The sequence below is a fragment of the Marinomonas phaeophyticola genome (assembly GCF_026966905.1).
In the GTDB taxonomy this organism is placed as follows: domain Bacteria; phylum Pseudomonadota; class Gammaproteobacteria; order Pseudomonadales; family Marinomonadaceae; genus Marinomonas; species Marinomonas phaeophyticola.
Genome location: NZ_JAPUBN010000019.1, coordinates 366065 through 388703 on the forward strand (window position 1 = coordinate 366065; position 22639 = coordinate 388703).

Consider the following 22639-nt stretch of genomic DNA (forward strand, 5'->3'; position numbering starts at 1 on the left):
TTAAAATATTGCCTTTATCCAGTTTAAATTATTAATGCTAACTTCTCCGTCGAATAAAATTGCATCAAATCGGATTGGCGATAGCTCTAGTTGTTGTTTTTTTAGCCAGTATTGGGCTGATTTTGATACTTTTCTCTGTTTTGAAAGGGTAATACTTTCAGCAGCAGAGCCTCTAGATTTTGAGGAGCGGTATCTTACTTCTACAAAGATAATGCTATTTGAGTCTGTAAAAATTAAATCTATCTCTCCAAACTGACATAAAAAATTATTTTCAATAAAAGTTAAGTTTTCGTTTTCTAAAAATAGTTTTGCTAATTTTTCGGCTTGATTTCCGATGGTTTTTTTTAATGGTAGATCATTCGTTTGGGCTTGTTTCCTTTGCATTGATAAGTCTTCCTTGTTTGTAAGTAACTAATTCAGTCCGCTTGTTGAAAATTTGATTTTTATCAAGTGACAGAATGCCTGTGCTACCTGACATTTTTGCATTACTGACTTGTTGAAATATAGGGAACCTATTGGCTAATAAATGAGCGTCTTGGCCGAGAGACTTTAGGCGTTTTATAAAATTAGAATCGTTCCGGTTGAATAAAAGATCATCATTTTTAGCTCTAACAATAGAAGGGAGCTCGTTGAAAATAATCCTCTCTATGTCTTCTTCTTTTGTTAGTCCATCTAATTGTTTGTTATTGATAGTGCTGGTTGCTAGTAAAGGTATGTTTGATGCGAAATAGAAGTCTAAAAGAGGCCTTATTTGCTTGGCATCCGCAAAGCGACCGGCAAAGAATATATAATCCAAATCCTGTCTAGAGCGCTCGGCCGACGTGATATCGGTTGATAGCTTTGATTCTAGCCATTTTTTTCTCCTTTGACTTTCGTCGACAAGAAGTAATTTCTTAATAGTGTCCTGTCTACTTTTGGGGGTGTTCTCATAATCCAGTTGTGTCAGTAGCTCGACATCATTGTTTTCTGCTATGTATCTAAATTCGTCGGCTTGTCTAAGGGCCCATGTATCCTGCGTGCTAATAACGGCCGTTGTTTTTGCTCCTTCGCTCTGGGCATGGCGTATTAGTTCGATAATTTCATCTCTGGCATTAAGGGAAAAATGGAACAGATTTGGAGATACTGGTTGATTATCTAATCTGTTAAGAGCAATAAGTGGAGTGTTTAAATCTAAATGGTTGAGCTCTGCAAGGTGGCTCTTTTGTAGTGGGCCTATGATAATGTCAGGAGTGTAGAATGCCGCTTGAACTAATGCCTCTTCCATTGAGTTTGTTGTGTCTGTGTCGATTAGGTGTACTTCCGCTCTAGGCGGTGGTTGTGCGAAATGAGAGTATAAGAATCCATCCAAGATTGCTTGTGAGGCATCACGAAGTTTACCCGTAAGAGGGAGTAATAAGGTGATGTTTTTTGGTGTTAGTTCGTCAATATCAGAAAGAATCAGGAAGTCTTTTGGTGGTGCTGTCGCTGCAGGGTGAAATTGATTGCGTAGCTGCCATTGAGTGAATGCATTAAGTTGTTCTGATGTTGTTAGTGCGTTCTGCCTTAATATTGAGCTAATAGAAAGCCAGCCATTTAAAATAGAGTCGTTACCATTTTGCAAATAAAGTGTTTCTGAATCAGTAAGATTTTGAATGTCAGACCAAAGTTGTTGTTGGTTGTAGTCAATTTCTTCTAGAGGTAATGACAAGCTAAGTTTTAATCTTTCTTTGACGGCCGCTGGCCAATTTTCTAGCTGTTCTAATGATTCGCTTCTTAATATACTTATTTTATTTGCATTATTTGGATGGTTGGATAAAGGGTTTCTTTTTGCTTTAGATAAATAGCTTAGCGCTTTAAGTGGTGTGTTTTGTAGGTTGCTAATGTTTGCCGCTAATAATAGTCCTTTAAAAGTGGATTGAGTGTTTAGATTAATGACATTTTCTGTGAGTATTTCAAGAGCTTTAGCATAATCCTTTTCTTGGTTTTTTGCTTCTGCTGCGCTTAAAAAATAACTCGCAGCAATTTCTTCATTCTCAGCAGAGCGAGCGAGCGTCATCCATGTTTCAAAAGAGGCGCTTTCTATGCTAGATAGCGCTTCGTTGTTCGTGTTTGTTTTTTGCTGTACTTCAACAGAGTTACAGGCGCTTAACAATACAGCGAATAAAGATAGTGTTATGATGCGCATGGTTTAAAACTCATATCCTGTAGTAAAATGACAAAGAGACAATATGGTATCACATAGTACAGATGAAGCGAGAGGCGCTCTATATATTGTTGCGACTCCAATTGGTAATTTAGAAGATTTTAGTAGTCGTGCAATTAGCACATTAAAGGCGGTTGAGTATATTGCTGCCGAAGATACGCGTCATACTAAACGGTTATTGAATCATTTTGGAATAGAGACTCGTTTATTTTCTTTGCATGACCATAATGAAAGAGATAAAGCCGCGTATATAGGAGAATTGTTGTCTCAAGGTATGTCGGTTGCTTTGGTTTCTGATGCTGGTACGCCACTCATTTCGGATCCGGGTTATCATGTGGTGAGTTATTTGCGTAATAAGGGCTTTTTGATTATTCCAGTACCAGGTCCATCCGCTCTTATTGCGGCTTTGTGCGCATCTGGATTACCTACAGATCAGTTCTTTTTTGCTGGTTTTTTGCCTGCTAAAACAAAATCTAGAAAAGATGTAATGTCTTCTTGGAAGCAGCAGTCTGGAACGGTCGTGTTTTACGAGTCTACGCATCGTATTATCGACTCTATGAAGGATGTTGAGACTGTTTTCGGCTCTAAAGCGAAGCTTGTATTGGCAAGAGAGATAACCAAAACGTTCGAAACTTTTTTATCTGGTACTGCCGAAGAGATTTTGCAGCAATTCTCAGTAGATGCAAATCAGTTAAAAGGCGAGTTTGTGGTAATGCTTGATTATCGAGAAGAAACCGATGTTGAATCTAAAGACATTGAAAACCGCCGAATTCTTGCTGTTTTATTGGAGGATCTTCCTGTTAAGCAGGCCGCTCAGTTGGCGGCAAAAATTACCGGTGAAAAGAAGAACGCCTTATATCAAATAGCCTTGGAAATGCAGTCATAAGTGATCTGTTTTGTTTGAATTATTATTTAGTGAATTATATTTATGAGTTTTAAATCTCTTGGTCTGCATGAGTTATTGCAAAAAACGGTGGCAGATTTAGGTTACACGCTGGCGACACCTGTACAAATGCAGGCCATACCTTCCATTATGAATGGAAAGGATGTTGTTGCGGGTGCGCAAACGGGAACAGGCAAAACGGCCGCATTTGTATTACCTATTTTACATCGGTTGTTACAGGAAACTATTGATCCTTCGGGTTCTGAGGTAAGGAATTTTGGCGTACCTAAAATTAAGGTGTTAATTTTGGCACCCACGCGTGAGCTGGCTCAGCAAGTGTATAAAAGTTGTGTAAGTTATAGCTCAAAGACCTCCGTGAGATCGGTTGTGGCTTATGGAGGCGCCAGTATTAATACTCAAACCAATGAGTTGAAGTTGGGGGCGAGTATATTGGTCGCTACTCCTGGTCGTTTGCTAGAGTTGGCTTTTAAAAAATTAATAGATCTTAGTTCTTTGGGAATTTTGGTTTTTGATGAAGCGGATCGAATGTTAGATATGGGGTTTATGACCGAGGTAAATCGAATATTAAAAATGTTGCCACAGCAGAGACAGACGCTTCTTTTTTCTGCGACGTTTAATGATGAGGTTTATGGGCTAAGCAAATCTCTTATGTCATCGCCCGTGTATATTGAGGTCGGAGAAAGAAACCAAGCGGCGGTCAAAGTTGAGCAGGTAGTATATGCCATTGATAGTGCGCGTAAGAGGGAGCTTATTTCTTATATGATAGGTTCAAAGAATTGGCAGCAAGTCCTGATTTTTACACGTACAAAGCAAGGTGCGGATGATTTGGCTAAGGAAATGGTTAAAGATGGGCTGGAGGCTCAGTCAATTCATGGAGATAAGTCTCAAGGGGCTCGTGATAGAGTGTTGAGTGATTTTAAGTCTGGGCGGTTAAGGGCTCTTGTCGCGACAGACGTTGCGGCTCGGGGGTTGGACATACCAAGCCTTGAGCAGGTGATTAATTTTGAGTTGCCTTATAATGCCGAAGATTATATTCATCGTATTGGTCGTACAGGAAGAGCGGGTAATAAAGGGTTGGCAATTAGTTTGGTTTCTGTAAAAGAGCAGTATTTACTGAAGGATGTGGAAGAGGTGATGGGGGAGACTCTGGTCCAGCAGTGGTACCCAGGGTTTGAGCCTGACCTGAATGCGGAAGAGGTTACATCTAAAAAACACCGCAGTGGTAATGCTAAAAAGCGAGCAAGGGAAAAGGCAATACAGTCGTCTAAGCATGCACGTAAAAGATAGTTTTAATATTGATAATTCGATCGTCCTCTTAATGTCGTGGATGAATAAAATAGTAGTTTTTCCGATAGAGAAAATATAATGACAAACAATGATGTGCTGCGCAAAGTGCGTTTTATTTTTGATTTCAGTGATGACAAAATGATTAAATTATTTGGTCTGGGTGGTTTGAAGGTATCTCGTTCAGAGGTTAGTGACTGGTTGAAGCAGGATGAGCACGAAAGCTTTAAGACTTGTGAAGATGTGGTATTGGCAAGCTTTCTAAATGGCTTGATTGTGGATAAAAGAGGTTCGAAGGATGGGGCTGAGGTGGTTGCTGAAACTCGCTTGACGAATAATCAGGTTTTTGCCAAGTTAAAAATCGCTTTAAATTTGAAAGCTGAAGATATTTTAGAACTGATTGAATTGGCTAATTTTAAGATTAGTCGTCATGAGTTGAGCGCTTTTTTCAGAAGGTCGACACATAAGCATTACAGGGAATGTAAAAACCAAGTGCTAAGGCAGTTTTTGCAAGGTTTGCAGTTGAAGCATCGTCCTGCTGACGTAAATGAATAAAGTAGAAAAATGTGCAAGGTGAAAATGTGACTGATACCACAGCAACTCGTTTAAATAAGTTTATAAGTGCGTCTGGTTTTTGCTCTCGTCGTGAGGCTGATAAGTTGATTGAGCAAAAGCGTGTGGAAATTAATGGATGTATACCTGAGCTTGGCACAAAGGTTCTCCATGGAGATGTTGTAAGTGTTGATGGTGAGAGGATTAATCCAACCTCAAATAATAAATCGGACCGAACTTACATAGCTTATAATAAGCCTGTCGGTATTACTTGTACGACAGAGAGGCATGTTAAAGGCAATATTGTTGATGCTATTGGTCATAAAGAAAGGATATTTCCAATTGGACGTTTAGATAAACCGTCAGAAGGTTTGATTTTTTTAACCAGTGATGGAGATATTGTTAATAAGATTCTGAGAGCGGGTAATAATCACGAGAAGGAGTATCTGGTAACGGTTGATAAGCCTTTTGGAGATCGTTTTATTAAAAGGATGTCCCAGGGTGTGCCTATTCTAGATACTGTGACTAAACCTTGCGTAGTAACGCCTCAGAGTAGAAATATGTTTAAGATTGTTTTAACTCAAGGCTTGAATCGTCAGATTCGTCGTATGTGTGAATATTTAGGCTATGATGTTGTTCGGCTTAAGAGGACGCGTATTATGAATGTGCGTCTGGAGGCTTTGAGGCCTGGGCAGTGGCGAGATTTGACGGAAGACGAGATGACGCAAATTAATGGTGCCGTAAAGGACTCAAAGAAAACAGAAGATGCCTAAGTTTGATGTTGTTATTTCAAAATTAGGCTAGAGAATTGTCGCTCTTACTTTTGGGTGACGACTTCCTCGGCCGCATTTTCTTGTGTTAAATCTTGGTCTAAGTTAATACGATCTGCCTTGGCGATGTATTTTTCTTTATTTTTAGGGAGGTTTTTTTCGTTTGCTTTTTTGGATTTTTTAGTCAAAATTTGTTTGATTTTTTTGCGACGATTCATATGGTTCTCGAATGTGCTTGATCATAATTAAGATAAAAAAAAACCTGATCTCACGATCAGGTTTTTTAATTGGTACCAGTGGGCGGACTCGAACCGCCACGCTTATTAGGCAACGGATTTTGAATCCGTCGTGTCTACCAATTCCACCACACTGGCTTGAAAACGTGCCAGTATTATGATTAATTCTAGCGTTTTGTCAAATGTTTTTGCTAGGTCTTATGATTTTTTTAAGAAAGGCTCCAATTCATACCTTTTTGTCTGATTTTTCGATAGAATGCTGGGTCTTTTTTTAATGAGTACTTTTAGATCATGCGAGTTTCCGACTATCGGTTCGATTTACCTGATTCTTTAATTGCACGCTACCCAACGGAAGTTCGTACTTCCAGTCGTCTGCTTCAGTTAGATGGTATGACAGGGGAGTTGAGTCATCGATCGTTTGAGCAAATTCTGGATATTGTTAATCCCGGCGATTTAATGGTGTTTAATAATACGAGAGTAATTGCGGCTCGTGTTTTTGGGCAGAAGGCGTCTGGAGGCAAGTTAGAGATTTTGGTTGAGCGTTTGTTGTCCCCCTACGAAATATTAGCTCATGTGCGTTCTAGTAAATCGCCTAAAGCAGGTAGTGATATTTTACTTGGAACAGATAGAAATGAATCTGTTGCTGTTAAAATGTTGGCACGTAAGGGATCTTTATTTCATCTTAAATTTGATGAGCCTGTTCTTGATGTGTTAGAACGAGTTGGTCATATACCACTGCCTCCCTATATTGAAAGGCCAGATGAGGAATGCGATAAAGAACGTTATCAAACGGTTTACAATAAGAAACCAGGGGCCGTAGCCGCGCCAACAGCGGGTCTTCATTTTGATGACAGCATACTGCAAAAGTTAAAAGATAAAGGTGTGAATATTGCTTTTGTCACTCTGCATGTGGGCGCAGGAACGTTCCAGCCTGTTAAAGTTGAGGTGGTGGAAGATCACCAAATGCACGCTGAGTATATTGAAGTGGAGCAAGACGTTGTTGATCTGGTAGAAAAAACTAAGGCTAATGGTAGTCGCGTGATTGCTGTTGGAACAACCAGTGTTCGTAGTTTGGAGTCGGCGAGTCAATCTGGTAGTTTGCAGGCAATGACAGGAGATACTAGCATTTTTATTTACCCTGGTTATGAGTTTAAGACCGTCGATGCCATGGTGACGAATTTTCATCTACCAGAATCGACTCTAATCATGTTGATCAGTGCTTTTGCAGGTTATGATAACGTGATGAATGCTTATCGCGTAGCAATTGAAGAGCAATATCGATTTTTTAGTTATGGCGACGCCATGTTTATTGACCGGAATCCAAATGCAACTGGACCGGAGAGTGAGGAATGAGTTTAATGAGCGAAAAGCGCCCTGAATGTTTTATGGATTTTGACGTGTCAGCAACATCTGGTAAAGCGCGTCGTGCAACTTTGCGTTTTCCGCGAGGTAGTGTTGAAACACCTGCGTTTATGCCAGTAGGAACCTACGGCACAGTAAAGGGAATGTTGACTAAGGATATTGAAGAAATTGGGGCTGATATTATTCTTGGCAATACATTTCATTTATGGTTGAGGCCTGGTACTGAAGTGATTAAAGCTCATGGCGATTTGCATGACTTTACTCAGTGGAAAAAACCTATTTTAACAGATTCTGGTGGGTTTCAAGTATTCTCTCTTGGGGACATGCGAAAAATCACGGAAGAGGGTGTGAGCTTTCAATCCCCGATTAATGGATCAAAAGTTTTTTTAAGTCCTGAAATTTCCATGCAGGTTCAAAAAGATTTAGGCTCCGATATTGTTATGATTTTTGATGAGTGCACGCCTTACCCGGCGACAGAGCAAAGAGCCGCTGAATCGATGCGAATGAGTCTTCGTTGGGCTGAAAGGTCTAAAAAAGAGCATGGAGACAGTCCTTCGGCTCTTTTTGGGATTATTCAAGGGAGTATGTTTGAGACATTAAGAGAAGAGTCTCTCGAAGGTTTGGTTGGTATTGGTTTTGACGGTTATGCAATCGGTGGTTTGTCTGTGGGTGAGCCAAAAGATGAAATGATGAAGGTCCTTGACTATATCACCCCAAAGATGCCGGAGGATAAGCCAAGGTATTTAATGGGGGTAGGTAAACCTGAGGATTTAGTTGAAGGGGTTAGGAGGGGGTTGATATGTTTGATTGTGTCATGCCTACTCGTAATGCCCGTAATGGCCACTTATTTACTTCTGAGGGGGTTGTGAAGATCCGAAACGCTAAACATCGTCATGATACTGCGCCTTTGGATAATGAATGTGACTGTTATACTTGTAAAAATTTTTCTAGGTCATATCTACATCATTTAGATAAGTGTCAGGAGATGGTTGGTGCTCAACTGAATACCATCCATAACCTACGTTATTATCAAAACCTTATGTCAGGATTGCGAAAGGCACTTGATGAGGGTAGATTTGATGCGTTTGTTAATGAGTTTTATGCTAAAAGAGGATTGATAACTCCTACTTTAGCGGAATAACGACTTCCGTAATGTGAAGGGTCGCAATTACGCGACCGTAAATAATGTTTAAATAATTGGAGAATATAGAGATGATCGCATTGATCTCACCAGCTTATGCTGAAGGTGGCGCACCTGCAGATGCTGGTATTTTTAATATCGTTTTGTTAGTCGGTTTTGTTATTATTTTTTATTTCCTAATGTGGCGTCCGCAAGCAAAACGTGCGAAAGAGCATAAAGGCCTATTAGCTTCATTGGCAAAAGGTACGGAAGTAGTAACAAATGGCGGTGTACTTGGAAAAGTAACTCGCGTTGATGATAACTACGTTGCTCTTGAAGTATCTGAAGGTGTGGAGCTTAAATTTCAAAAAGCCGCCGTTGCTGCAGTGTTACCTAAAGGGACGCTGAAATCTATCTAACCTTTTAAGCGTCTTCATTTGAAGGCGCTTTTTTTATGTTTCTTATTCTTTCTTTAGGTGTAAAGGAATTTTTATGCTTAACAAATACCCCTTGTGGAAGTATTTGCTGATTGTTTTTGTATTGGCGCTTGGTGTGTTCTATGCCATGCCAAACTTATACCCAGATGATCCAGCGTTACAGATTTCAAGTCAGAAGGCGACGTCTGTCGTCGATGAGCGTGTAATTAATAAAGTTACTAAAGCGTTGGAAGCGTCAGGTGTTCCATTAAAAGAGGCTGAATTGACATCCGCTGGAGCAACGTTTCGTTTTAATAATGGTGAAGATCAGCTTGCAGCGAACCCTATTGTTTCTTCTGTTTTGGGCGATGCTTACGTAAGTGCTTTAAATTTGGTACCAACTACTCCTGAATGGCTTTCTGCTTTTGGTGCTGGACCAGCGAAGTTGGGTTTGGATTTGCGTGGTGGTGTGCATTTCTTGCTTGAGGTTGATACGCCAGCCGCATTGCAGCAGCGGTTTATTGTAGCGGCAAGCGAAATGAAAACCTCCTTGCGTCAACAGCGAATTCGTTACCGCAGTGTTGAGGTTGATGGTGGAGTTTTGTCAATTCGCTTCTTGAAGCAAGACGATTTGGATTTGGCTCTGAGCATGCTAGAAGATGAGTTCGAAGAGTATTTGTATTCTACTCAAGAGCTTGATGGTGAGTTTTATTTAGAGGCTCGATTCTCTGAAATATCTAAGCAAGAAATTGAAGCTTATGCCTTACAGCAAAACTTAACAACACTGCGTAATCGTGTTAATGAGTTAGGTGTTGCTGAGCCTTTAGTGCAGCGTCAAGGCAGTAATCGTATTGTTGTTGAATTGCCTGGTGTGCAAGATACGGCGGCAGCTAAGCGTATCATTGGTGCGACAGCAAACTTGGAGTTTCGTCTAGAGGCGGGTCTTGAAGAGACGACTTCTAATATTGAAGAAATGTCCTTTAGAAATGAAACGGGTAGAACGGCTCGCTTAGAAAGAGATATTATTATTACTGGGGAAAGTGTGTCAGATGCCAGTTCCTCTTTTGATGAAAATGGACAGCCTCAAGTAAATATCAATCTTGACTCTAAAGGCGGCAAGCAAATGAGTAAAGTAACTCGTACTGCGGTTGGCCGTAGTATGGCGGTTGTCTTTATTGAGCATAAGTCGCGTAGTCGTTTTGTTGAGGTCGATGGTAAGTTAGTTGAAGAGCGTCAATCTTTTAGTGAGAAGGGTATTATTTCTTTGGCCACTATCCAGTCTACTTTAGGAAATGCGTTTCGTATTACTGGCTTAAATGGTCCTAGAGAGTCCTCTGACTTAGCGCTGCTTTTGCGTGCAGGTGCGCTCGCAGCGCCGATATATTTTGTCGAAGAAAGAACGATTGGTCCGAGCTTAGGGGCTGAAAATATTCGTCTTGGTATGGTATCGGCTCAAATTGGTCTGTTGGTCGTAATGTTGTTTATGTTGGTCTACTACAAGGTGTTTGGTATTTTTGCCAATATATCTCTGGCGATGAACATTGTCCTTTTGATGGCATGTATGTCTTTGTTGTCGGCAACTCTTACTTTGCCAGGTATTGCAGGTATTGTGTTGACTATGGGGATGGCGGTGGATGCGAATGTATTGATTTTCTCTCGTATTAAAGAGGAGATGGCCGCTGGAACGCCGAATCAGCAGGCGATACATTCGGGCTTTAACCGTGCCTTTACAACCATTTTTGACGCCAACATCACAACACTATTAGTGGCGGTTATATTGTTTGCTGTGGGAACGGGTCCTGTTAAAGGGTTTGCGGTAACGCTGTCGTTGGGTATTTTGACGTCAATGTTTACCGCTATTGTGGTTACTCGTGCGCAAATTAATTTAGTGTACGGTGGGCGCAAAGATAAGCGTCTGTACATTTAAGGGGATGAGATGAAAGTATCTAATATTCCATTTATGGCAATGAGAAAAGTAGTTGCAGCCCTTTCTCTTTTGCTTATCGTTATTTCGATTGTTTCTTTGTCGACGAAAGGCTTAGAGTTTGGCTTGGACTTTACTGGTGGCACCTTGGTTGAGGTGGCTTACGAAGTGGCTCCAGACCTAGATCAGGTGCGTCAATCATTAGCTGACAATGGCTATGGCGATGTAGTTGTGCAAAACTTTGGTTCATCGACCGATGTTGTGGTGAGATTAGCGGACGTTTTCACGCCAACTTTGGGTGATGAAGTGCTATTGGCTCTGCAGCAAGAGAGTGCTGGTGTTGAGTTAATGCGTTCTGAATTCGTTGGTGCGCAAGTGGGCGAAGAATTGAGGGAGCAGGGTGGCCTTGGCATGTTATTGGCGCTTGCCATTGTAATGCTTTATGTTGCTGTCCGCTTTCAGTATAAGTTCTCTGTCGCTTCTGTTGCTGCGTTGGCTCATGATGTGGTGATTACGTTAGGTGTTTTTTCCGTATTAGGTATGGAATTTGACTTAACTGTATTGGCTGCATTGCTTGCGGTAGTGGGCTACTCTCTAAATGATACCATTGTTGTATGTGACCGTATTCGAGAAAACTTTCGCATTATGCGGGATATTGAAACCGTTGACTTGATTAATGAATCGATTAATCAAACGCTCGGTCGCACCTTGATTACGTCTTTAACAACGATGTTTACTTTGTTGGTGTTGTTCTTCTTTGGAGGAGAGGCGATTCACAGTTTTGCTTTTGCTTTATTGGTTGGGGTGGTTATTGGGACATATTCGTCGGTGTTTGTTGCTGCTAATCTTTTGATTGCTCAAAACCTGACTAAAGAAGATCTTATTCCTACACCAAAAGAAGAGTTTGAAGATGAAATGCCTTAAAGGTTGTTGATCCTCAGGTAATAAAAAGCCGTATTGATGTTCATCGCCAATACGGCTTTTTTGATTCCAAAATGGAGTTTATTGAGGTTGGGTGTTTATTTTACCTAGCAGCATTCCCATTGTAGTTGGTGTTTCTGCGTTCAGGTTTTCTTCCCATTTTATAGCGTCTTTACCAAATAAAACGATGGCGGTCGACCCGAGTTTGAAGCGCCCCATTTCTTCTCCTTTTTTCAGATTAACCTCGCTCAATTGTTTGTAATCCCAGGTGACGATTTGTTTGCTGAATGGGGTGACTTGACCGGCCCAAACTGTTTCGATACTCGCAACTATCATTGCGCCTACTAAAATGACGGCCATTGGCCCCACTTCGGTTTCAAATAAACAAACGGTTCTTTCGTTTTTTGCAAATACAGAAGGAATTTGTTCTGCAGTTACTTTATTAACTGAAAATAGTTTACCTGGGATGTGGATCATTTTGATTAGTTTGCCGTCTAATGGCATATGTACTCTGTGGTAATCTTTTGGTGACAAATATACAGTTGCGAATTTGCCACCCAAAAATTGATTTGATAATTCGGCGTCACCACCTAAAAGAGTCGTAAGGCTGTAGGAGTGGCCTTTGGCTTGCATTATTGTGCCGTATTCAATATTGCCGATTTGACTGATTGCCCCGTCAGCAGGACAAGCTATGCCATTGTTTATTTCGGTGATAGGCCTTAGTTCAGGTTTTATGGATCTAGTAAAAAAATCATTGAAGCTTCTGTAGGCGAAAGGGTTGCTTTCAACCGCTTCAGACATATCAACTTTGTATTTACTGACGAAATTCTTAATAAATGTATCTTTTATAAAATCAGTTTCGCATTCAGCAATACGTCCAATACATCGAGAGAGCAGTTTTTGTGGTGTAATGTGTTGTGCAAATGCAAAAAATTGATCTTTGTTCACGGTAGAGTCCTGTTTGTTAGTGTTTGCATTAAGTTTTGGCAAGGGCCTTGCTTAAAGTGAGGATAATAGATTTAAATGTTGTAAAGTCAGCGTCCTCGAATTTTTCTCTTGTGTCGAGCCATATGATGAAGGCACTGCCCAATTTCTGAGGGCAGGAGCCAATAAGAAGGTGTCCTCTTTCATCTAGTATTTGTTGTGCTGGTAAAGGAAACTTGTTTATTGTGTTTTTGAGTTTATGGCTGGGTAGATTTGAGACACTTTGTTTTTGTATTAAATGGGAAAAAACAACTGATGGCGTATTCCAGTTAATTTGCTTCAGTGTCTCAAGGTCGTAGCCAAATTGCAGTACGGGAGATATTTTTTTTGAAGGGTGCTTTGCAACAAGCACTAAAGCATGTTGAGCGTTAGGGATAACGATTTTAATTGTTTTAAGCGTCTCCTTAATGAGTAGTTTCTTATCGCCCTTAAAGTTTTTGTATAATTGACTAATAACATTAGATGCTTGCTGGAGCTTGTCAATTGAGGGTGAATTTTTTCTTATTTGTTTTGTTGTGTACAAATTCGGAGAAAGTAATTGGCAGGCAATGGGTATTTTGTCTGAATGGGAGTAAAGTTGAGCCGCTTCTACTGTGGCGTAATGTGTTGCTTGAATTACTTTCCCTTGTTTGCAATGAAGTACACAAGCAATGACTTGATAGTATAGAGATAAATTTTTAGAGGCCCAGTTGGTGTTATTGGCTCCATGTGCTATTTTTGTTGCGCAAAAAGCCAGCAGTAGAGGGCTATTTGCTAGAATGGTAAGTCTTTTGTCCTCAGTAAATCCAGGTATTGAGTCTGGATCCTTTGCTAAGTCGGCCAGTTTTTGGAGTTCTTTAGGGTTGGGTATGTGATCGGTTAGAAACGAATGGATAATGATACTTGGAATTTGCCATGCTTGGAATATTTTTACAGCCAATTCATCGAGGCGACATCCGATGGCAGACTCTTCCGCTATTTTTGGTGACTTCCCCTCTTTAATGAGAGATATCATTAGGTTCATTTGTGATTCTGCATAAAACCACATCATCCATCTAGCGGCATCTCTGAAAAAAGTAATCCAAAAAATATCTTCAGATGTGTTGCTTCGTTTTTCGATAGCCCATCTTTTGGCAATAGAGGCGGCTTCATAGCTAATTTGAACTTGCCTTAGAAAGTTCTGATGGGCAGCGTTCTTTTTAGAAAACTCGCAAGGCTCTAGTTTGTTAAGAACCTTTGATAGGCCGTTCATACCAACCATGGAGGCCGCGTGGTTGGGTGTTTTTATGTCGGCGCGTTTATTGGAGACGACTTTATTTGCTTCAGATAGGATGGTGAATGCTAAAAATGGTTCTGAAGAAATGTTGTTCTGTAGCTTGTCTAGCGTTTCATCGGGCGACTTTAGTTGTTTTTTAAGGCGTGAAAAATTGCCAGAACTCACTGGTAATTTTTTATGTTGTAAAAAAGTTAGCCATTCTTCTAGGCCAAAGGGTGACTTGTCGTTCATAGCTAGTTACATTAACGGCTCAAAGTTAGTTTACATTGGACATCATGAACTATAATCACGATGTCATTTATCATACTGTATAATCTTGATAGAGCATACACTGGAAAGCTTAGGGATTAAAATATATGTTTGCAGTTTTGGGAATGCTGGTTGTTATTGGAAGTGTTATTGCTGGATATTTGGCATCGCATGGCAACTTGCTTGCGTTATGGCAACCTTTCGAGGTTCTGATTATATGTGGTGCTGCACTGGGTGCCTTTATGACGGCAAATCCAATATCTTTACAAAAAAGAGTGTTTAAAATGTTGCCGCAAATTATATTAGGTAGTCGTCATAATAAAATTTTTTATTTGCAGCTTTTGTCGTTAACTTACAGCTTGTTTCAAAAAGTAGACAGAATGGTTTCCTCTCTATTGAAGATGATATTGAGGATCCATTTAACAGTGAGTTGTTTGTCGATTTTCCTGATGTATTAAGAGATCATGAGGTGGTGCATTTTTTAACGGATAACTATCGAATTTTTACGCTCACAGGTCTGCCAAGCCATGAAATAGATGCCATCATGGATGCGGAAATAGAGCAAATAGAAGAGGAACTGGTTGCTCCATCACATGCGGTTAATAAGGTAGCGGAAGCGTTGCCGGGTTTTGGGATTGTAGCGGCTGTTCTAGGGATTGTCATTACCATGGGTTCTATTGGTGGGCCTATGGAAGAAATTGGCGCACATGTCGCGGCTGCATTGGTAGGGACATTCTTGGGAGTGTTTTTTGCCTACGGTTTTGTCGGGCCAGTTTCTTCTCATTTAGAGAGTTTGGGGCAGCATGAAGTAAAGGCTTATCTGTGTCTTAAAGCGTCACTCGTTGCATCGGTTGCAGGCTATGCTCCGTCAGTTTCGGTGGAGTCTGGACGTAAACTGTTGCCACCAGATTTAAGGCCGAATTTTAATGAGCTGTCAGATTACCTTAAGCAATATCGTTAGGTTTCTTTATAGGGGATGTTGGTAACTAATCATGAATGATTCAGAAAACTTGGTTATAAGGCGTGTTAAGAAAGTCAAAAAGCATGGTGCTCATGGTGGTGCGTGGAAAATTGCGTTAGCCGACTTTGCTTTAGCCATGATGGCATTTTTCCTAGTTTTGTGGATCATTAATGTATCTTCTCCAGAAGAGTTGGCTGTAATTGAAGGGTATTTCAATGATCCTTTGGGGCCAGCTACGGCGGGATTTAGCGCAAATCCAATTGATTTGGGTGGCAGCCCTGCAAAAAGTATAGAACGTAAATTGCAGGCGGATCTTACTGACCCCGGAAGCACTAAGGAACCAACTCGAGATGTTGAAATTGGCTCAGGTGATAATGGTGAGAAACTTGAGAAGTTAAACGACATTGCGGATGATTCGTTAACAAAATTAAAGCAAATAGAAGACTCTGAAAAAAATGTAAAGCTTGAAATTACACCTGAGGGAGTTCGAGTTACGTTTCTGGATGATCCTGAAAACCCTATGTTTGAAAAGGGCAGTGATCGGATGTTGCCAGATATTGAGAACTTAATGTTAAGTATGGGAGCGGTCATTAAGGAAATTGACAACCCTATTGTTATTTCAGGGCACACTGACTCTTCTCCGTTTGGTGGTGGTGAATTAAATAATTGGGATTTATCTTCTAGAAGGGCGAATTCTGCGAGAAGAATTATGGAAGAAAGTGGTGTTGAGGGGCTGAGAATTGCTCAGGTGGTGGGGTTAGCTGACAGTATTCCATACGATCAATTCAATTTAGAAAGCCCTCAAAATAGGAGGATTACCATTACTATTTTGAATGATGATTCTTATCAGGAATTAATTGAAAGAAATCGTAAGCGTTTTGGTTTTGAGTCGTTTGAGCAGCAGATTAAGTTGGATCCTGAGTCTGTTTTCTGATGCTCATATTTAGCCGATGTTGATTAAATATTTTCAAGTATGGATTGTTTAATTCTAAGATAGCTAGAGAAGCGTTTTTTGCTTATTTTTTTGTGCGCTAGAGCGTCTAAAATAGCGCAACCAGGCTCTTTTTCGTGGGAACAGTCTCTGAAGCGGCAGTAACCTAGGTGCTCTCTAAATTCAATAAAGCCATTTAGGAGTTGTTCTTCGGTAATGTGCCAAAGCCCGAACTCTCGAATTCCAGGAGAGTCAATTAAGTCACCACCTTTCGGTATGTGAAATAATCTCGCTGTCGTGGTTGTGTGAGTGCCTTTTCTTCTTTTGGTGGAGAGTTCTCCTACCGTAATGTTGACGCCTGGTAGTAGTTCATTTATCAAAGAGCTTTTGCCAACACCGGATTGGCCGACAAACACACTCGTTTTTTGTTTTAAGAATGAGTAGAGATTGTCCATCCCGTTTTGATTTTGTGTTGATGTTTTGATTATTTGGTACCCCAGTTCTTCATAAGTCGATAGAAGGTCGTTGAGGCTTGATTCGTTTTTTTCATTAATTAAATCAGTTTTGTTTAGCAGGATAACCGGTGGAATACCGACCGTCTCAGCCGCGACTAAGTAACGATCGATTAAATTTGCATGAGCCAAAGGTTCAGCTGCGACAACAATAATAATGTGGTCGATATTTGCTGCGACTGGCTTGAGCCTTCCATGAATGTCTGGCCTTGATAGGGAGTTACTTCTATCAAAGGTTGCGACAACAACGCCGCCTTCCGTTTTTTGAGGGCGCCACACAACTCTATCACCAGTGACAAGTTGCCCTAGGTTTGCTCGAAGGTTACATTTTGTTAGCGCGCCTTCATAAGGTGGTGTGATGCCTTCTACTTCTACTTGGGTGCCGAAATGAGAAAGAATTAGCCCTTCCACTTCTGGTCCAAGATCAGATGATTGCAAGACTTCCTCGGCTTTGTCTGCTCTTTTGGTGACGCGTTCAGAGCGCTCTTTGTGTATTTTTTCAATACGCCATGCTTGATGTTTTGTAAGTTTTCTTTTTGACATTGATTTCACTGGTCCATTATTTTGTGGCATAGAGTATAATGCTTAGCAACTATAATAAAGGATTAGACAAGAATGAGTTTAAACAAAGATAACCTTATTTGGATTGACTTAGAGATGACAGGTCTCGATCCAGAAGCGAATACAATTATTGAGATAGCAACGATTGTAACGGATAAAGATTTAAATGTGTTGGCAGAAGGTCCTAGTTTGGCTATTTATCAGTCTAAAGCTACGATGGATGCGATGGACGAGTGGTGTACTCAACATCATGGCGACTCAGGCCTGACTGAGCGAGTGCTATCTAGTGTGATTAGTATGGAGGAGGCGCAACGGCAAACGATTGATTTTTTGTCTAATTATGTTCCTGAAGGGGTATCCCCGATTTGTGGGAACAGTGTTGGCCAAGATAGACGTTTTTTATGGAAATATATGCCCGAGCTAGAGGCGTATTTCCATTACCGTTATCTTGACGTGAGTACGATTAAAGAATTAGCGCGTCGGTGGCAGCCTGAATTGTTAGATGCATTCAAAAAGAAAGGGGCGCATTTGGCGATGGATGACATTAAAGAATCGATAGAAGAGCTAAGGTATTATCGAGAAACTTTCTTTAAGTTCTAGTTCTTGCAAGGCACATTGAGAGGCGTGAAAATTCTTTGTAAATAAGATATTCATACATCAAGTGCTGTGTGTATTATTTAGGATCTTTTAAAGTGTAATGGGTCGAGAGTGGGTGCTATTTAAATGGTAATAGAGCAAGTTGTTTGTGGCGAAGAGGCGATGGAGCGTCTTGGTGGGCTTTTGTATAAAGCGTTTTCATCGCTTAAGTCTGTGCATTTCGATGGTGATTTGGGAATGGGGAAAACAACGCTTGTTCGCGGTATTTTAAGAGGGGGCGGCTATACAGGTCCTGTAAAAAGCCCTACTTATACCTTGGTTGAGCCATATAGCATGGAAGAACTGCAGATTTATCATTTTGATTTATATAGATTGCATAACCCTGAAGAATTAGAGTACATGGGAATAAGGGATTACTTTGAAGATGGTTCGTTGAGTCTAATTGAGTGGCCGGAAAAAGGCGGTGGTGTATTGCCAATGGCCGATTTGATTGTGCGTCTTGCGTTAGAAGGAGATGGACGGCGAGTTTCTCTAGAGTCGATTTCTCCTGCAGGGGAGGGCGTAGTAAATGAGTTGCAGAATATTATGTTGTCTGAATGATGTTGGCTGTATCTGTTTTGGTTGAGCTATATAGTAGTCATCGTTATAGTGGAAGCATTATTAACTCTAGCTGTATGATATGAATGTAAATTTTAGTTTTGTTACGCCTTATTTCTTTTTTGTTTTTATTGTGGGTTTTCTGTTTGGAGAGAAAGCGTTTGCAGTTGAGGTGGTTGACATTCGCATCGCTCAACAGGAGGGGGAAACTCGCCTAGTCTTCGAGCTCGATAAATCAACGGAACACCGTTTATTCTCTTTATCTAACCCTGATCGGGTTGTCTTAGATGTTACTGGATCTACTTTCTCTTCTGCATCCCAAGAAGCTTTAAAGAAATTGCCTTCCGGTGTTCTTCAGCGTGTTCGTTTTGCGCAGCGTGATAGTGGTGTTCGTTTTGTTTTGGATTTGGCGAAAAAGGTGAAGTCAAAAAGCTCCACTCTATCTGCATCAGGTAAATTTGGTCCCCGTATTTTAGTTGAACTAGAATATGGGGCCGATAAAGCTAAAGAAGTATCAGTTCCTAAAAATTTAGCGGCAATTTCAAATTCTAAAAGGGATGTTGTTGTTGTTATTGATGCAGGACATGGAGGTAAAGATCCTGGTGCTATAGGGAAGTATAAAGTTCGTGAAAAAGATATAGTGTTGTCAATTGCTAAAGAATTGGCTAAAGATCTCGCAAGTATTGAGGGTTTTAAGCCGGTGTTGACTCGTTCTTCTGATGTGTATCTCCCATTGCGACAGCGGTCTCAAGTGGCGCGCTCTTCAAATGCAGATTTACTAATTTCCATACATGCAGACGCTTTTACTAAATCTAGTGCTAGAGGAGCCTCTGTCTGGGCGCTTTCCTTAAGTGGTAAAACGAGTGAGATGGGACGCTGGTTAGCAGAGCAAGAAAAATCTGCAGAGTTAGTTGGGGGGATCTCACTGGATGATAAAGATCAATTGCTGGCTGAGGTTCTCCTTGATATGTCTATGAATTCCACTATCCAGTTTAGCTTAGATATAGGTACCAGTGTTTTAAGTAAAATGGATAATGTTGTTAAATTGCATAAAAATACCGTCCAGCAAGCTGGTTTCGTTGTTCTCAAATCCCCGGATATTCCCTCTATTTTAATCGAGACTGGATTTGTTTCTAATGCAACAGAAGCGAAAAATTTAGGCAGTTATGCATACCGGAAAAAACTTGCAGCCGCTATTGCTAAAGGTGTTGAAAGCTCGTTTTTAAAAAACCCGCCTGACGGTACTTTGCTGGCATGGAAGCAAAACCGATCAAGATCTAAGGTGTATGTTGTTTCAAAAGGAGACACGTTATCTGAAATCGCTAAAAAGAATAGTGTATCTGTGAGTCGATTAAGAAGCGTAAATAGCCTTAAGGATGATGTTATTTGGATTGGTCAGAAGCTTCGTATTCCATCTAGTTAAACTTTACGTACCAATATTGTCATAGGTTTATATATGCAAAGAATACATCTTCTTAGTCCAAGGCTTGCCAACCAAATAGCGGCAGGTGAAGTTGTAGAGCGTCCAGCTTCCGTAGTGAAAGAGCTTTTAGAGAATAGTTTGGATGCAGGTTCTACTCAGCTTGATATTGAGGTCGAGCAGGGCGGCGTACGACAAATAAAAATACGTGACAACGGCTATGGTATCGCAAAAGGAGATTTGGCGCTGGCATTATGTCGACACGCTACAAGTAAAATACTTACCCTTGATGATTTAGAGTCTGTAAGAACATTGGGTTTTCGAGGGGAAGCATTAGCCAGTATTAGCTCTGTATCAAGATTACTGCTGACGTCGAAATTTAATAAGAGTGATGAGGCGTGGCGTGTTGAGGCGGAAGGAAAGGATATGGCTACGGCGGTAAAGCCTGCCTCCCACCTTCCAGGTACGACGATTGAGGTTAGGGATTTATTTTTCAATACGCCTGCCAGACGTAAGTTTTTAAGGACGGAAAAAACAGAGTTTTCGCATTTAGAGGAAGTGGTTAAACGGCTGGCTTTGAGTCGTTATGATGTTGGGTTTCGGTTGAGTCACAATGGTAAGCAAATATACGACCTAAGGGCCGTTGCTAATCAAATGAGTGCCGAGCATCGTTTGGCTTCTTTGCTTGGTAAGAAATTCATTGAAAATGCGTTGACGCTAGATGTAGAGGCGGCTGGGTTGAGATTGTGGGGTTGGATTGGTTTACCCACCTTTTCTCGATCTCAGGCAGATCTTCAATATTTCTTTGTGAATGGGCGAGTGGTAAAGGATAAACTGGTGGCTCATGCTGTACGTCAGGCATATCGTGATGTGCTATATAATGGTCGACATCCTACTTTTGTGCTTTATTTAGAGCTCGATCCTGCAACGGTGGATGTGAATGTGCACCCAACCAAGCATGAGGTGCGTTTTAGAGATGGTCGTTTGGTGCATGACTTTTTGTTTAGTAAAATCCACAGGGTTCTGGCGGATGTTCGCCCGCAATCACAAGATACTGCTGACCTTACGGGCGGCGATATCGGTGTGTCTTCCTTAAAGGATGAAATTAAAGAGCAATCTAATTTATCTCTTCGTCCTGTTGTCTCTAGTGGCTCGTTTGCAAATGGGGTGGGAGGGTATTCGAAGGGAGCTGTTCGCCCAGAAGGCATTCAAGAGCAACTTTCAGCAGTGGCTGATTTTAGTCGCTTTGCAAGTATTGTCGGTGATGGGGGAGGGCGTGAATACGTTAATCCTGACACGGGTGAGGTGAGTCAGGCTGATGCGACAAAATGGCAGGTTCAGGAATCTACCTCATCGACTGTTCCTCCTTTGGGTTTTGCTGTTGCTCAATTGCATGGTGTCTATATTTTATCAGAAAGTGCATCAGGTTTGATTGTTGTAGATATGCATGCCGCCCATGAAAGAATCCTTTACGAACGCATGAAAAATGCATTTTATCAAAAGACAATCGTTTCTCAGCCATTATTAGTACCTATTAATATTTCTGTTTCTCAGAGTGAGGCGGACATTGTTGAGGGAGAGGGTGGTACGTTTCGGCGTTTTGGCTTTGTGGTTGAGAGGACAGGGTTAGAAAGTGTTATGGTTCGAGAGGTGCCAGTGGTATTGATTGAGTCAAATGTGGAGAGTTTGGTTCGTGATGTGATTAGTGACTTGAATGAAAATGGCGGTTCAGATTTGTTAGAGGCTAGAGCGAATGAATTAATGGCGTCTATGGCTTGTCATGGCTCTATTAGGGCAAATAGGAAGTTGACGATTACAGAGATGAACAGCTTGTTACGAGACATGGAGATTACGGAGCGAAGTGGCCAATGCAATCATGGTCGACCGACTTGGACGCAATTAAGTATGTCTGATTTGGATAAATTGTTTTTGCGAGGTCGTTAGTGAAGAAACCAAGTGTTGTATGCTTGATGGGGCCAACGGCTTCTGGAAAAACGGGGCTGGCTGTTGAGTTGGTGCAAAATCATAATTATTCCATTATTAGTGTCGATTCCGCCTTGGTATACCGGGGGATGGATATTGGTACTGCGAAGCCAGATGCGGAAATGTTGAAAATGGCTCCGCATCGTTTAATTGATATAATTGATCCGCTTGAATCTTATTCGGCGGCTGATTTTTTAATAGATGTGCAGCAGGAAATCGAATCTATTTTTGCGCAGGGGAAAACTCCGCTGCTTGTGGGTGGAACTATGATGTATTTTAATGCCTTAAAAAAAGGCTTAGCGGTCATGCCTCAAGCAAGTCAAGAAATTAGATTTAAAATAGAAAAAAACGCAGAAGAGAATGGTTGGAAAGCTGTGCATGCTGAATTGGCTAAGGTTGACCCAGTGTCGGCTTCAAGAATTCACCCTAATGACCCACAGAGGCTTCAAAGGGCGCTTGAGGTGTACTTGGTGAGTGGTAAGACGATGACTGAGTTTTGGTCTCAGCAGTCGGCTCAATCGTTACCTTTTCATATGTTGGATATCGCGGTTATGCCTTCCGAGAGATCTGTTTTGCATGAACGTATTAAAGAACGGTTTGATGTCATGATGCGGCAAGGTTTTTTAGAAGAAGTGACCACACTTCATGATAGAGGAGATCTTCATGTAGACCTGCCATCTATTCGTTGTGTTGGTTATCGTCAATTATGGCAGCATTTAGATGGGCAAGATTCTCTAGTTGATGCTATAGATAAAGGGGTCATTGCAACGAGGCAGTTGGCAAAACGTCAAATTACTTGGTTAAGAGGCTGGGAAAACTTAGAGGTGTTTGATAGTTTATCAAAAGATCTTGCAGGTAAGGCCTTGAAATACATCGAAAGCAGGATTATATAGGGAAATAGAAAAAGAAATCGTGTAC

General features: G+C 41.0%; 22 protein-coding genes, 1 tRNA gene and 1 pseudogene. 17 read left to right on the forward strand and 7 right to left on the reverse strand.

Annotated elements, in window-relative coordinates:
• Both O1D97_RS15905 and O1D97_RS15910 read right to left on the reverse strand, forming a co-directional pair.
• Nucleotides 1–384: a YraN family protein gene (locus tag O1D97_RS15905; RefSeq protein WP_269127152.1), complete on the reverse strand. Its 384-nt coding sequence runs from the start codon at nt 382–384 to the stop codon at nt 1–3.
• Nucleotides 356–2164 carry a penicillin-binding protein activator gene (locus tag O1D97_RS15910; RefSeq protein WP_269127153.1) on the reverse strand — a complete coding sequence of 603 codons (1809 nt, stop codon included), beginning with the start codon at nt 2162–2164 and terminating at the stop codon, nt 356–358. Before O1D97_RS15910 ends, O1D97_RS15905 begins: the two co-directional genes overlap by 29 nt.
• Before the next feature lie 43 nt (nt 2165–2207).
• Here O1D97_RS15910 and rsmI point away from each other — a divergent pair, with 43 nt between their 5' ends.
• The 4 genes from rsmI to rluF all read left to right on the forward strand — a co-directional run bounded on the left by rsmI (nt 2208) and on the right by rluF (nt 5695).
• The gene (rsmI, locus tag O1D97_RS15915; protein WP_269127154.1) at nt 2208–3068 is read left to right on the forward strand and encodes a 16S rRNA (cytidine(1402)-2'-O)-methyltransferase; all 861 of its coding nucleotides are present in this window, start codon (nt 2208–2210) and stop codon (nt 3066–3068) included.
• A 42-nt stretch (nt 3069–3110) separates the two neighbouring features.
• On the forward strand, nt 3111–4373 hold the full coding sequence (locus tag O1D97_RS15920) for a DEAD/DEAH box helicase (RefSeq protein ID WP_269127155.1): 1263 nt from the start codon (nt 3111–3113) through the stop codon (nt 4371–4373).
• 78 nt (nt 4374–4451) lie between these two features.
• A complete protein-coding gene (locus O1D97_RS15925) occupies nt 4452–4925 on the forward strand; it encodes a YehS family protein (protein ID WP_269127156.1) in 474 nt (157 codons plus the stop codon).
• Nucleotides 4926–4951: 26 nt separating this feature from the next.
• A complete protein-coding gene (gene rluF / locus O1D97_RS15930) occupies nt 4952–5695 on the forward strand; it encodes a 23S rRNA pseudouridine(2604) synthase RluF (RefSeq protein ID WP_269127157.1) in 744 nt (247 codons plus the stop codon).
• Between the two features lie 44 nt (nt 5696–5739).
• Here rluF and O1D97_RS15935 read toward each other — a convergent pair whose 3' ends face one another.
• Complete coding sequence (locus O1D97_RS15935) at nt 5740–5910, reverse strand: DUF2986 domain-containing protein (protein ID WP_269127158.1); 171 nt, start codon at nt 5908–5910, stop codon at nt 5740–5742.
• Between the two features lie 70 nt (nt 5911–5980).
• Nucleotides 5981–6066: transfer RNA gene (locus tag O1D97_RS15940), tRNA-Leu, on the reverse strand.
• 153 nt (nt 6067–6219) lie between these two features.
• On the opposite strand from O1D97_RS15940, the gene queA reads away from it, so the two are divergent.
• From queA to secF, 5 genes and pseudogenes are all read left to right on the forward strand, one after another.
• Nucleotides 6220–7281 carry a tRNA preQ1(34) S-adenosylmethionine ribosyltransferase-isomerase QueA gene (gene queA / locus O1D97_RS15945; protein WP_269127159.1) on the forward strand — a complete coding sequence of 354 codons (1062 nt, stop codon included), beginning with the start codon at nt 6220–6222 and terminating at the stop codon, nt 7279–7281.
• 32 nt (nt 7282–7313) lie between these two features.
• Nucleotides 7314–8431: pseudogene (gene tgt, locus O1D97_RS15950) on the forward strand (tRNA guanosine(34) transglycosylase Tgt).
• 71 nt (nt 8432–8502) lie between these two features.
• Nucleotides 8503–8829: a preprotein translocase subunit YajC gene (yajC, locus tag O1D97_RS15955; RefSeq protein ID WP_269127160.1), complete on the forward strand. Its 327-nt coding sequence runs from the start codon at nt 8503–8505 to the stop codon at nt 8827–8829.
• A gap of 73 nt (nt 8830–8902) precedes the next feature.
• The gene (gene secD / locus O1D97_RS15960) at nt 8903–10753 is read left to right on the forward strand and encodes a protein translocase subunit SecD (RefSeq protein ID WP_269127161.1); all 1851 of its coding nucleotides are present in this window, start codon (nt 8903–8905) and stop codon (nt 10751–10753) included.
• A 9-nt stretch (nt 10754–10762) separates the two neighbouring features.
• On the forward strand, nt 10763–11674 hold the full coding sequence (secF, locus tag O1D97_RS15965) for a protein translocase subunit SecF (protein ID WP_269127162.1): 912 nt from the start codon (nt 10763–10765) through the stop codon (nt 11672–11674).
• Between the two features lie 78 nt (nt 11675–11752).
• On the opposite strand, the gene asd is transcribed toward secF, so the two are convergent.
• The gene (asd, locus tag O1D97_RS15970; protein WP_269127163.1) at nt 11753–12619 is read right to left on the reverse strand and encodes an archaetidylserine decarboxylase; all 867 of its coding nucleotides are present in this window, start codon (nt 12617–12619) and stop codon (nt 11753–11755) included.
• A gap of 28 nt (nt 12620–12647) precedes the next feature.
• Nucleotides 12648–14141, reverse strand: a complete 1494-nt coding sequence (locus O1D97_RS15975; RefSeq protein ID WP_269127164.1) for an HDOD domain-containing protein — start codon at nt 14139–14141, stop codon at nt 12648–12650.
• Between the two features lie 125 nt (nt 14142–14266).
• Here O1D97_RS15975 and O1D97_RS19670 point away from each other — a divergent pair, with 125 nt between their 5' ends.
• The 3 genes from O1D97_RS19670 to O1D97_RS15985 are packed head-to-tail and all read left to right on the forward strand — an operon-like array spanning nt 14267 to nt 16054.
• Nucleotides 14267–14617 (forward strand): motility-associated protein, encoded by a 351-nt coding sequence (locus tag O1D97_RS19670; RefSeq protein WP_330221499.1) that lies wholly within the window; start codon nt 14267–14269, stop codon nt 14615–14617.
• 11 nt (nt 14618–14628) lie between these two features.
• Complete coding sequence (locus O1D97_RS19675) at nt 14629–15120, forward strand: MotA/TolQ/ExbB proton channel family protein (protein WP_330221500.1); 492 nt, start codon at nt 14629–14631, stop codon at nt 15118–15120.
• A gap of 31 nt (nt 15121–15151) precedes the next feature.
• Complete coding sequence (locus O1D97_RS15985; RefSeq protein ID WP_269127165.1) at nt 15152–16054, forward strand: flagellar motor protein MotB; 903 nt, start codon at nt 15152–15154, stop codon at nt 16052–16054.
• Between the two features lie 23 nt (nt 16055–16077).
• Here O1D97_RS15985 and rsgA read toward each other — a convergent pair whose 3' ends face one another.
• Nucleotides 16078–17106 carry a small ribosomal subunit biogenesis GTPase RsgA gene (gene rsgA, locus O1D97_RS15990; protein WP_269127166.1) on the reverse strand — a complete coding sequence of 343 codons (1029 nt, stop codon included), beginning with the start codon at nt 17104–17106 and terminating at the stop codon, nt 16078–16080.
• A 72-nt stretch (nt 17107–17178) separates the two neighbouring features.
• Between rsgA and orn the strand changes: the two genes are divergently transcribed.
• From orn to miaA, 5 genes are all read left to right on the forward strand, one after another.
• A complete protein-coding gene (gene orn / locus O1D97_RS15995; RefSeq protein WP_269127167.1) occupies nt 17179–17724 on the forward strand; it encodes an oligoribonuclease in 546 nt (181 codons plus the stop codon).
• A 123-nt stretch (nt 17725–17847) separates the two neighbouring features.
• Complete coding sequence (gene tsaE, locus O1D97_RS16000) at nt 17848–18321, forward strand: tRNA (adenosine(37)-N6)-threonylcarbamoyltransferase complex ATPase subunit type 1 TsaE (protein WP_269127168.1); 474 nt, start codon at nt 17848–17850, stop codon at nt 18319–18321.
• 79 nt (nt 18322–18400) lie between these two features.
• Entirely contained in the window at nt 18401–19741 is a 1341-nt protein-coding gene (locus tag O1D97_RS16005; RefSeq protein ID WP_269127169.1) for an N-acetylmuramoyl-L-alanine amidase, read from the forward strand.
• Between the two features lie 33 nt (nt 19742–19774).
• Entirely contained in the window at nt 19775–21682 is a 1908-nt protein-coding gene (mutL, locus tag O1D97_RS16010; RefSeq protein WP_269127170.1) for a DNA mismatch repair endonuclease MutL, read from the forward strand.
• Nucleotides 21682–22614, forward strand: coding sequence for a tRNA (adenosine(37)-N6)-dimethylallyltransferase MiaA (gene miaA / locus O1D97_RS16015; protein ID WP_269127171.1), 933 nt, complete (start codon nt 21682–21684; stop codon nt 22612–22614). Before mutL ends, miaA begins: the two co-directional genes overlap by 1 nt.
• Nucleotides 22615–22639: the final 25 nt, after the last annotated feature.

What these genes read in the sequence shown, in the direction of transcription:
- O1D97_RS16005 (WP_269127169.1), top strand. Translation starts at nt 18,401, where the DNA reads ATGAATGTAAATTTTAGTTTTGTTACGCCTTATTTCTTTTTTGTTTTT.
- queA (WP_269127159.1), top strand. Translation starts at nt 6,220, where the DNA reads ATGCGAGTTTCCGACTATCGGTTCGATTTACCTGATTCTTTAATTGCA.
- O1D97_RS15925 (WP_269127156.1), top strand. Translation starts at nt 4,452, where the DNA reads ATGACAAACAATGATGTGCTGCGCAAAGTGCGTTTTATTTTTGATTTC.
- O1D97_RS15905 (WP_269127152.1), bottom strand. Translation starts at nt 384, where the DNA reads ATGCAAAGGAAACAAGCCCAAACGAATGATCTACCATTAAAAAAAACC.
- rsmI (WP_269127154.1), top strand. Translation starts at nt 2,208, where the DNA reads ATGGTATCACATAGTACAGATGAAGCGAGAGGCGCTCTATATATTGTT.
- secF (WP_269127162.1), top strand. Translation starts at nt 10,763, where the DNA reads ATGAAAGTATCTAATATTCCATTTATGGCAATGAGAAAAGTAGTTGCA.
- tsaE (WP_269127168.1), top strand. Translation starts at nt 17,848, where the DNA reads ATGGTAATAGAGCAAGTTGTTTGTGGCGAAGAGGCGATGGAGCGTCTT.
- rsgA (WP_269127166.1), bottom strand. Translation starts at nt 17,106, where the DNA reads ATGTCAAAAAGAAAACTTACAAAACATCAAGCATGGCGTATTGAAAAA.
- mutL (WP_269127170.1), top strand. Translation starts at nt 19,775, where the DNA reads ATGCAAAGAATACATCTTCTTAGTCCAAGGCTTGCCAACCAAATAGCG.
- orn (WP_269127167.1), top strand. Translation starts at nt 17,179, where the DNA reads ATGAGTTTAAACAAAGATAACCTTATTTGGATTGACTTAGAGATGACA.
- O1D97_RS15985 (WP_269127165.1), top strand. Translation starts at nt 15,152, where the DNA reads ATGAATGATTCAGAAAACTTGGTTATAAGGCGTGTTAAGAAAGTCAAA.
- O1D97_RS15935 (WP_269127158.1), bottom strand. Translation starts at nt 5,910, where the DNA reads ATGAATCGTCGCAAAAAAATCAAACAAATTTTGACTAAAAAATCCAAA.
- yajC (WP_269127160.1), top strand. Translation starts at nt 8,503, where the DNA reads ATGATCGCATTGATCTCACCAGCTTATGCTGAAGGTGGCGCACCTGCA.
- secD (WP_269127161.1), top strand. Translation starts at nt 8,903, where the DNA reads ATGCTTAACAAATACCCCTTGTGGAAGTATTTGCTGATTGTTTTTGTA.
- O1D97_RS15920 (WP_269127155.1), top strand. Translation starts at nt 3,111, where the DNA reads ATGAGTTTTAAATCTCTTGGTCTGCATGAGTTATTGCAAAAAACGGTG.
- O1D97_RS15975 (WP_269127164.1), bottom strand. Translation starts at nt 14,141, where the DNA reads ATGAACGACAAGTCACCCTTTGGCCTAGAAGAATGGCTAACTTTTTTA.
- O1D97_RS19670 (WP_330221499.1), top strand. Translation starts at nt 14,267, where the DNA reads ATGTTTGCAGTTTTGGGAATGCTGGTTGTTATTGGAAGTGTTATTGCT.
- O1D97_RS15910 (WP_269127153.1), bottom strand. Translation starts at nt 2,164, where the DNA reads ATGCGCATCATAACACTATCTTTATTCGCTGTATTGTTAAGCGCCTGT.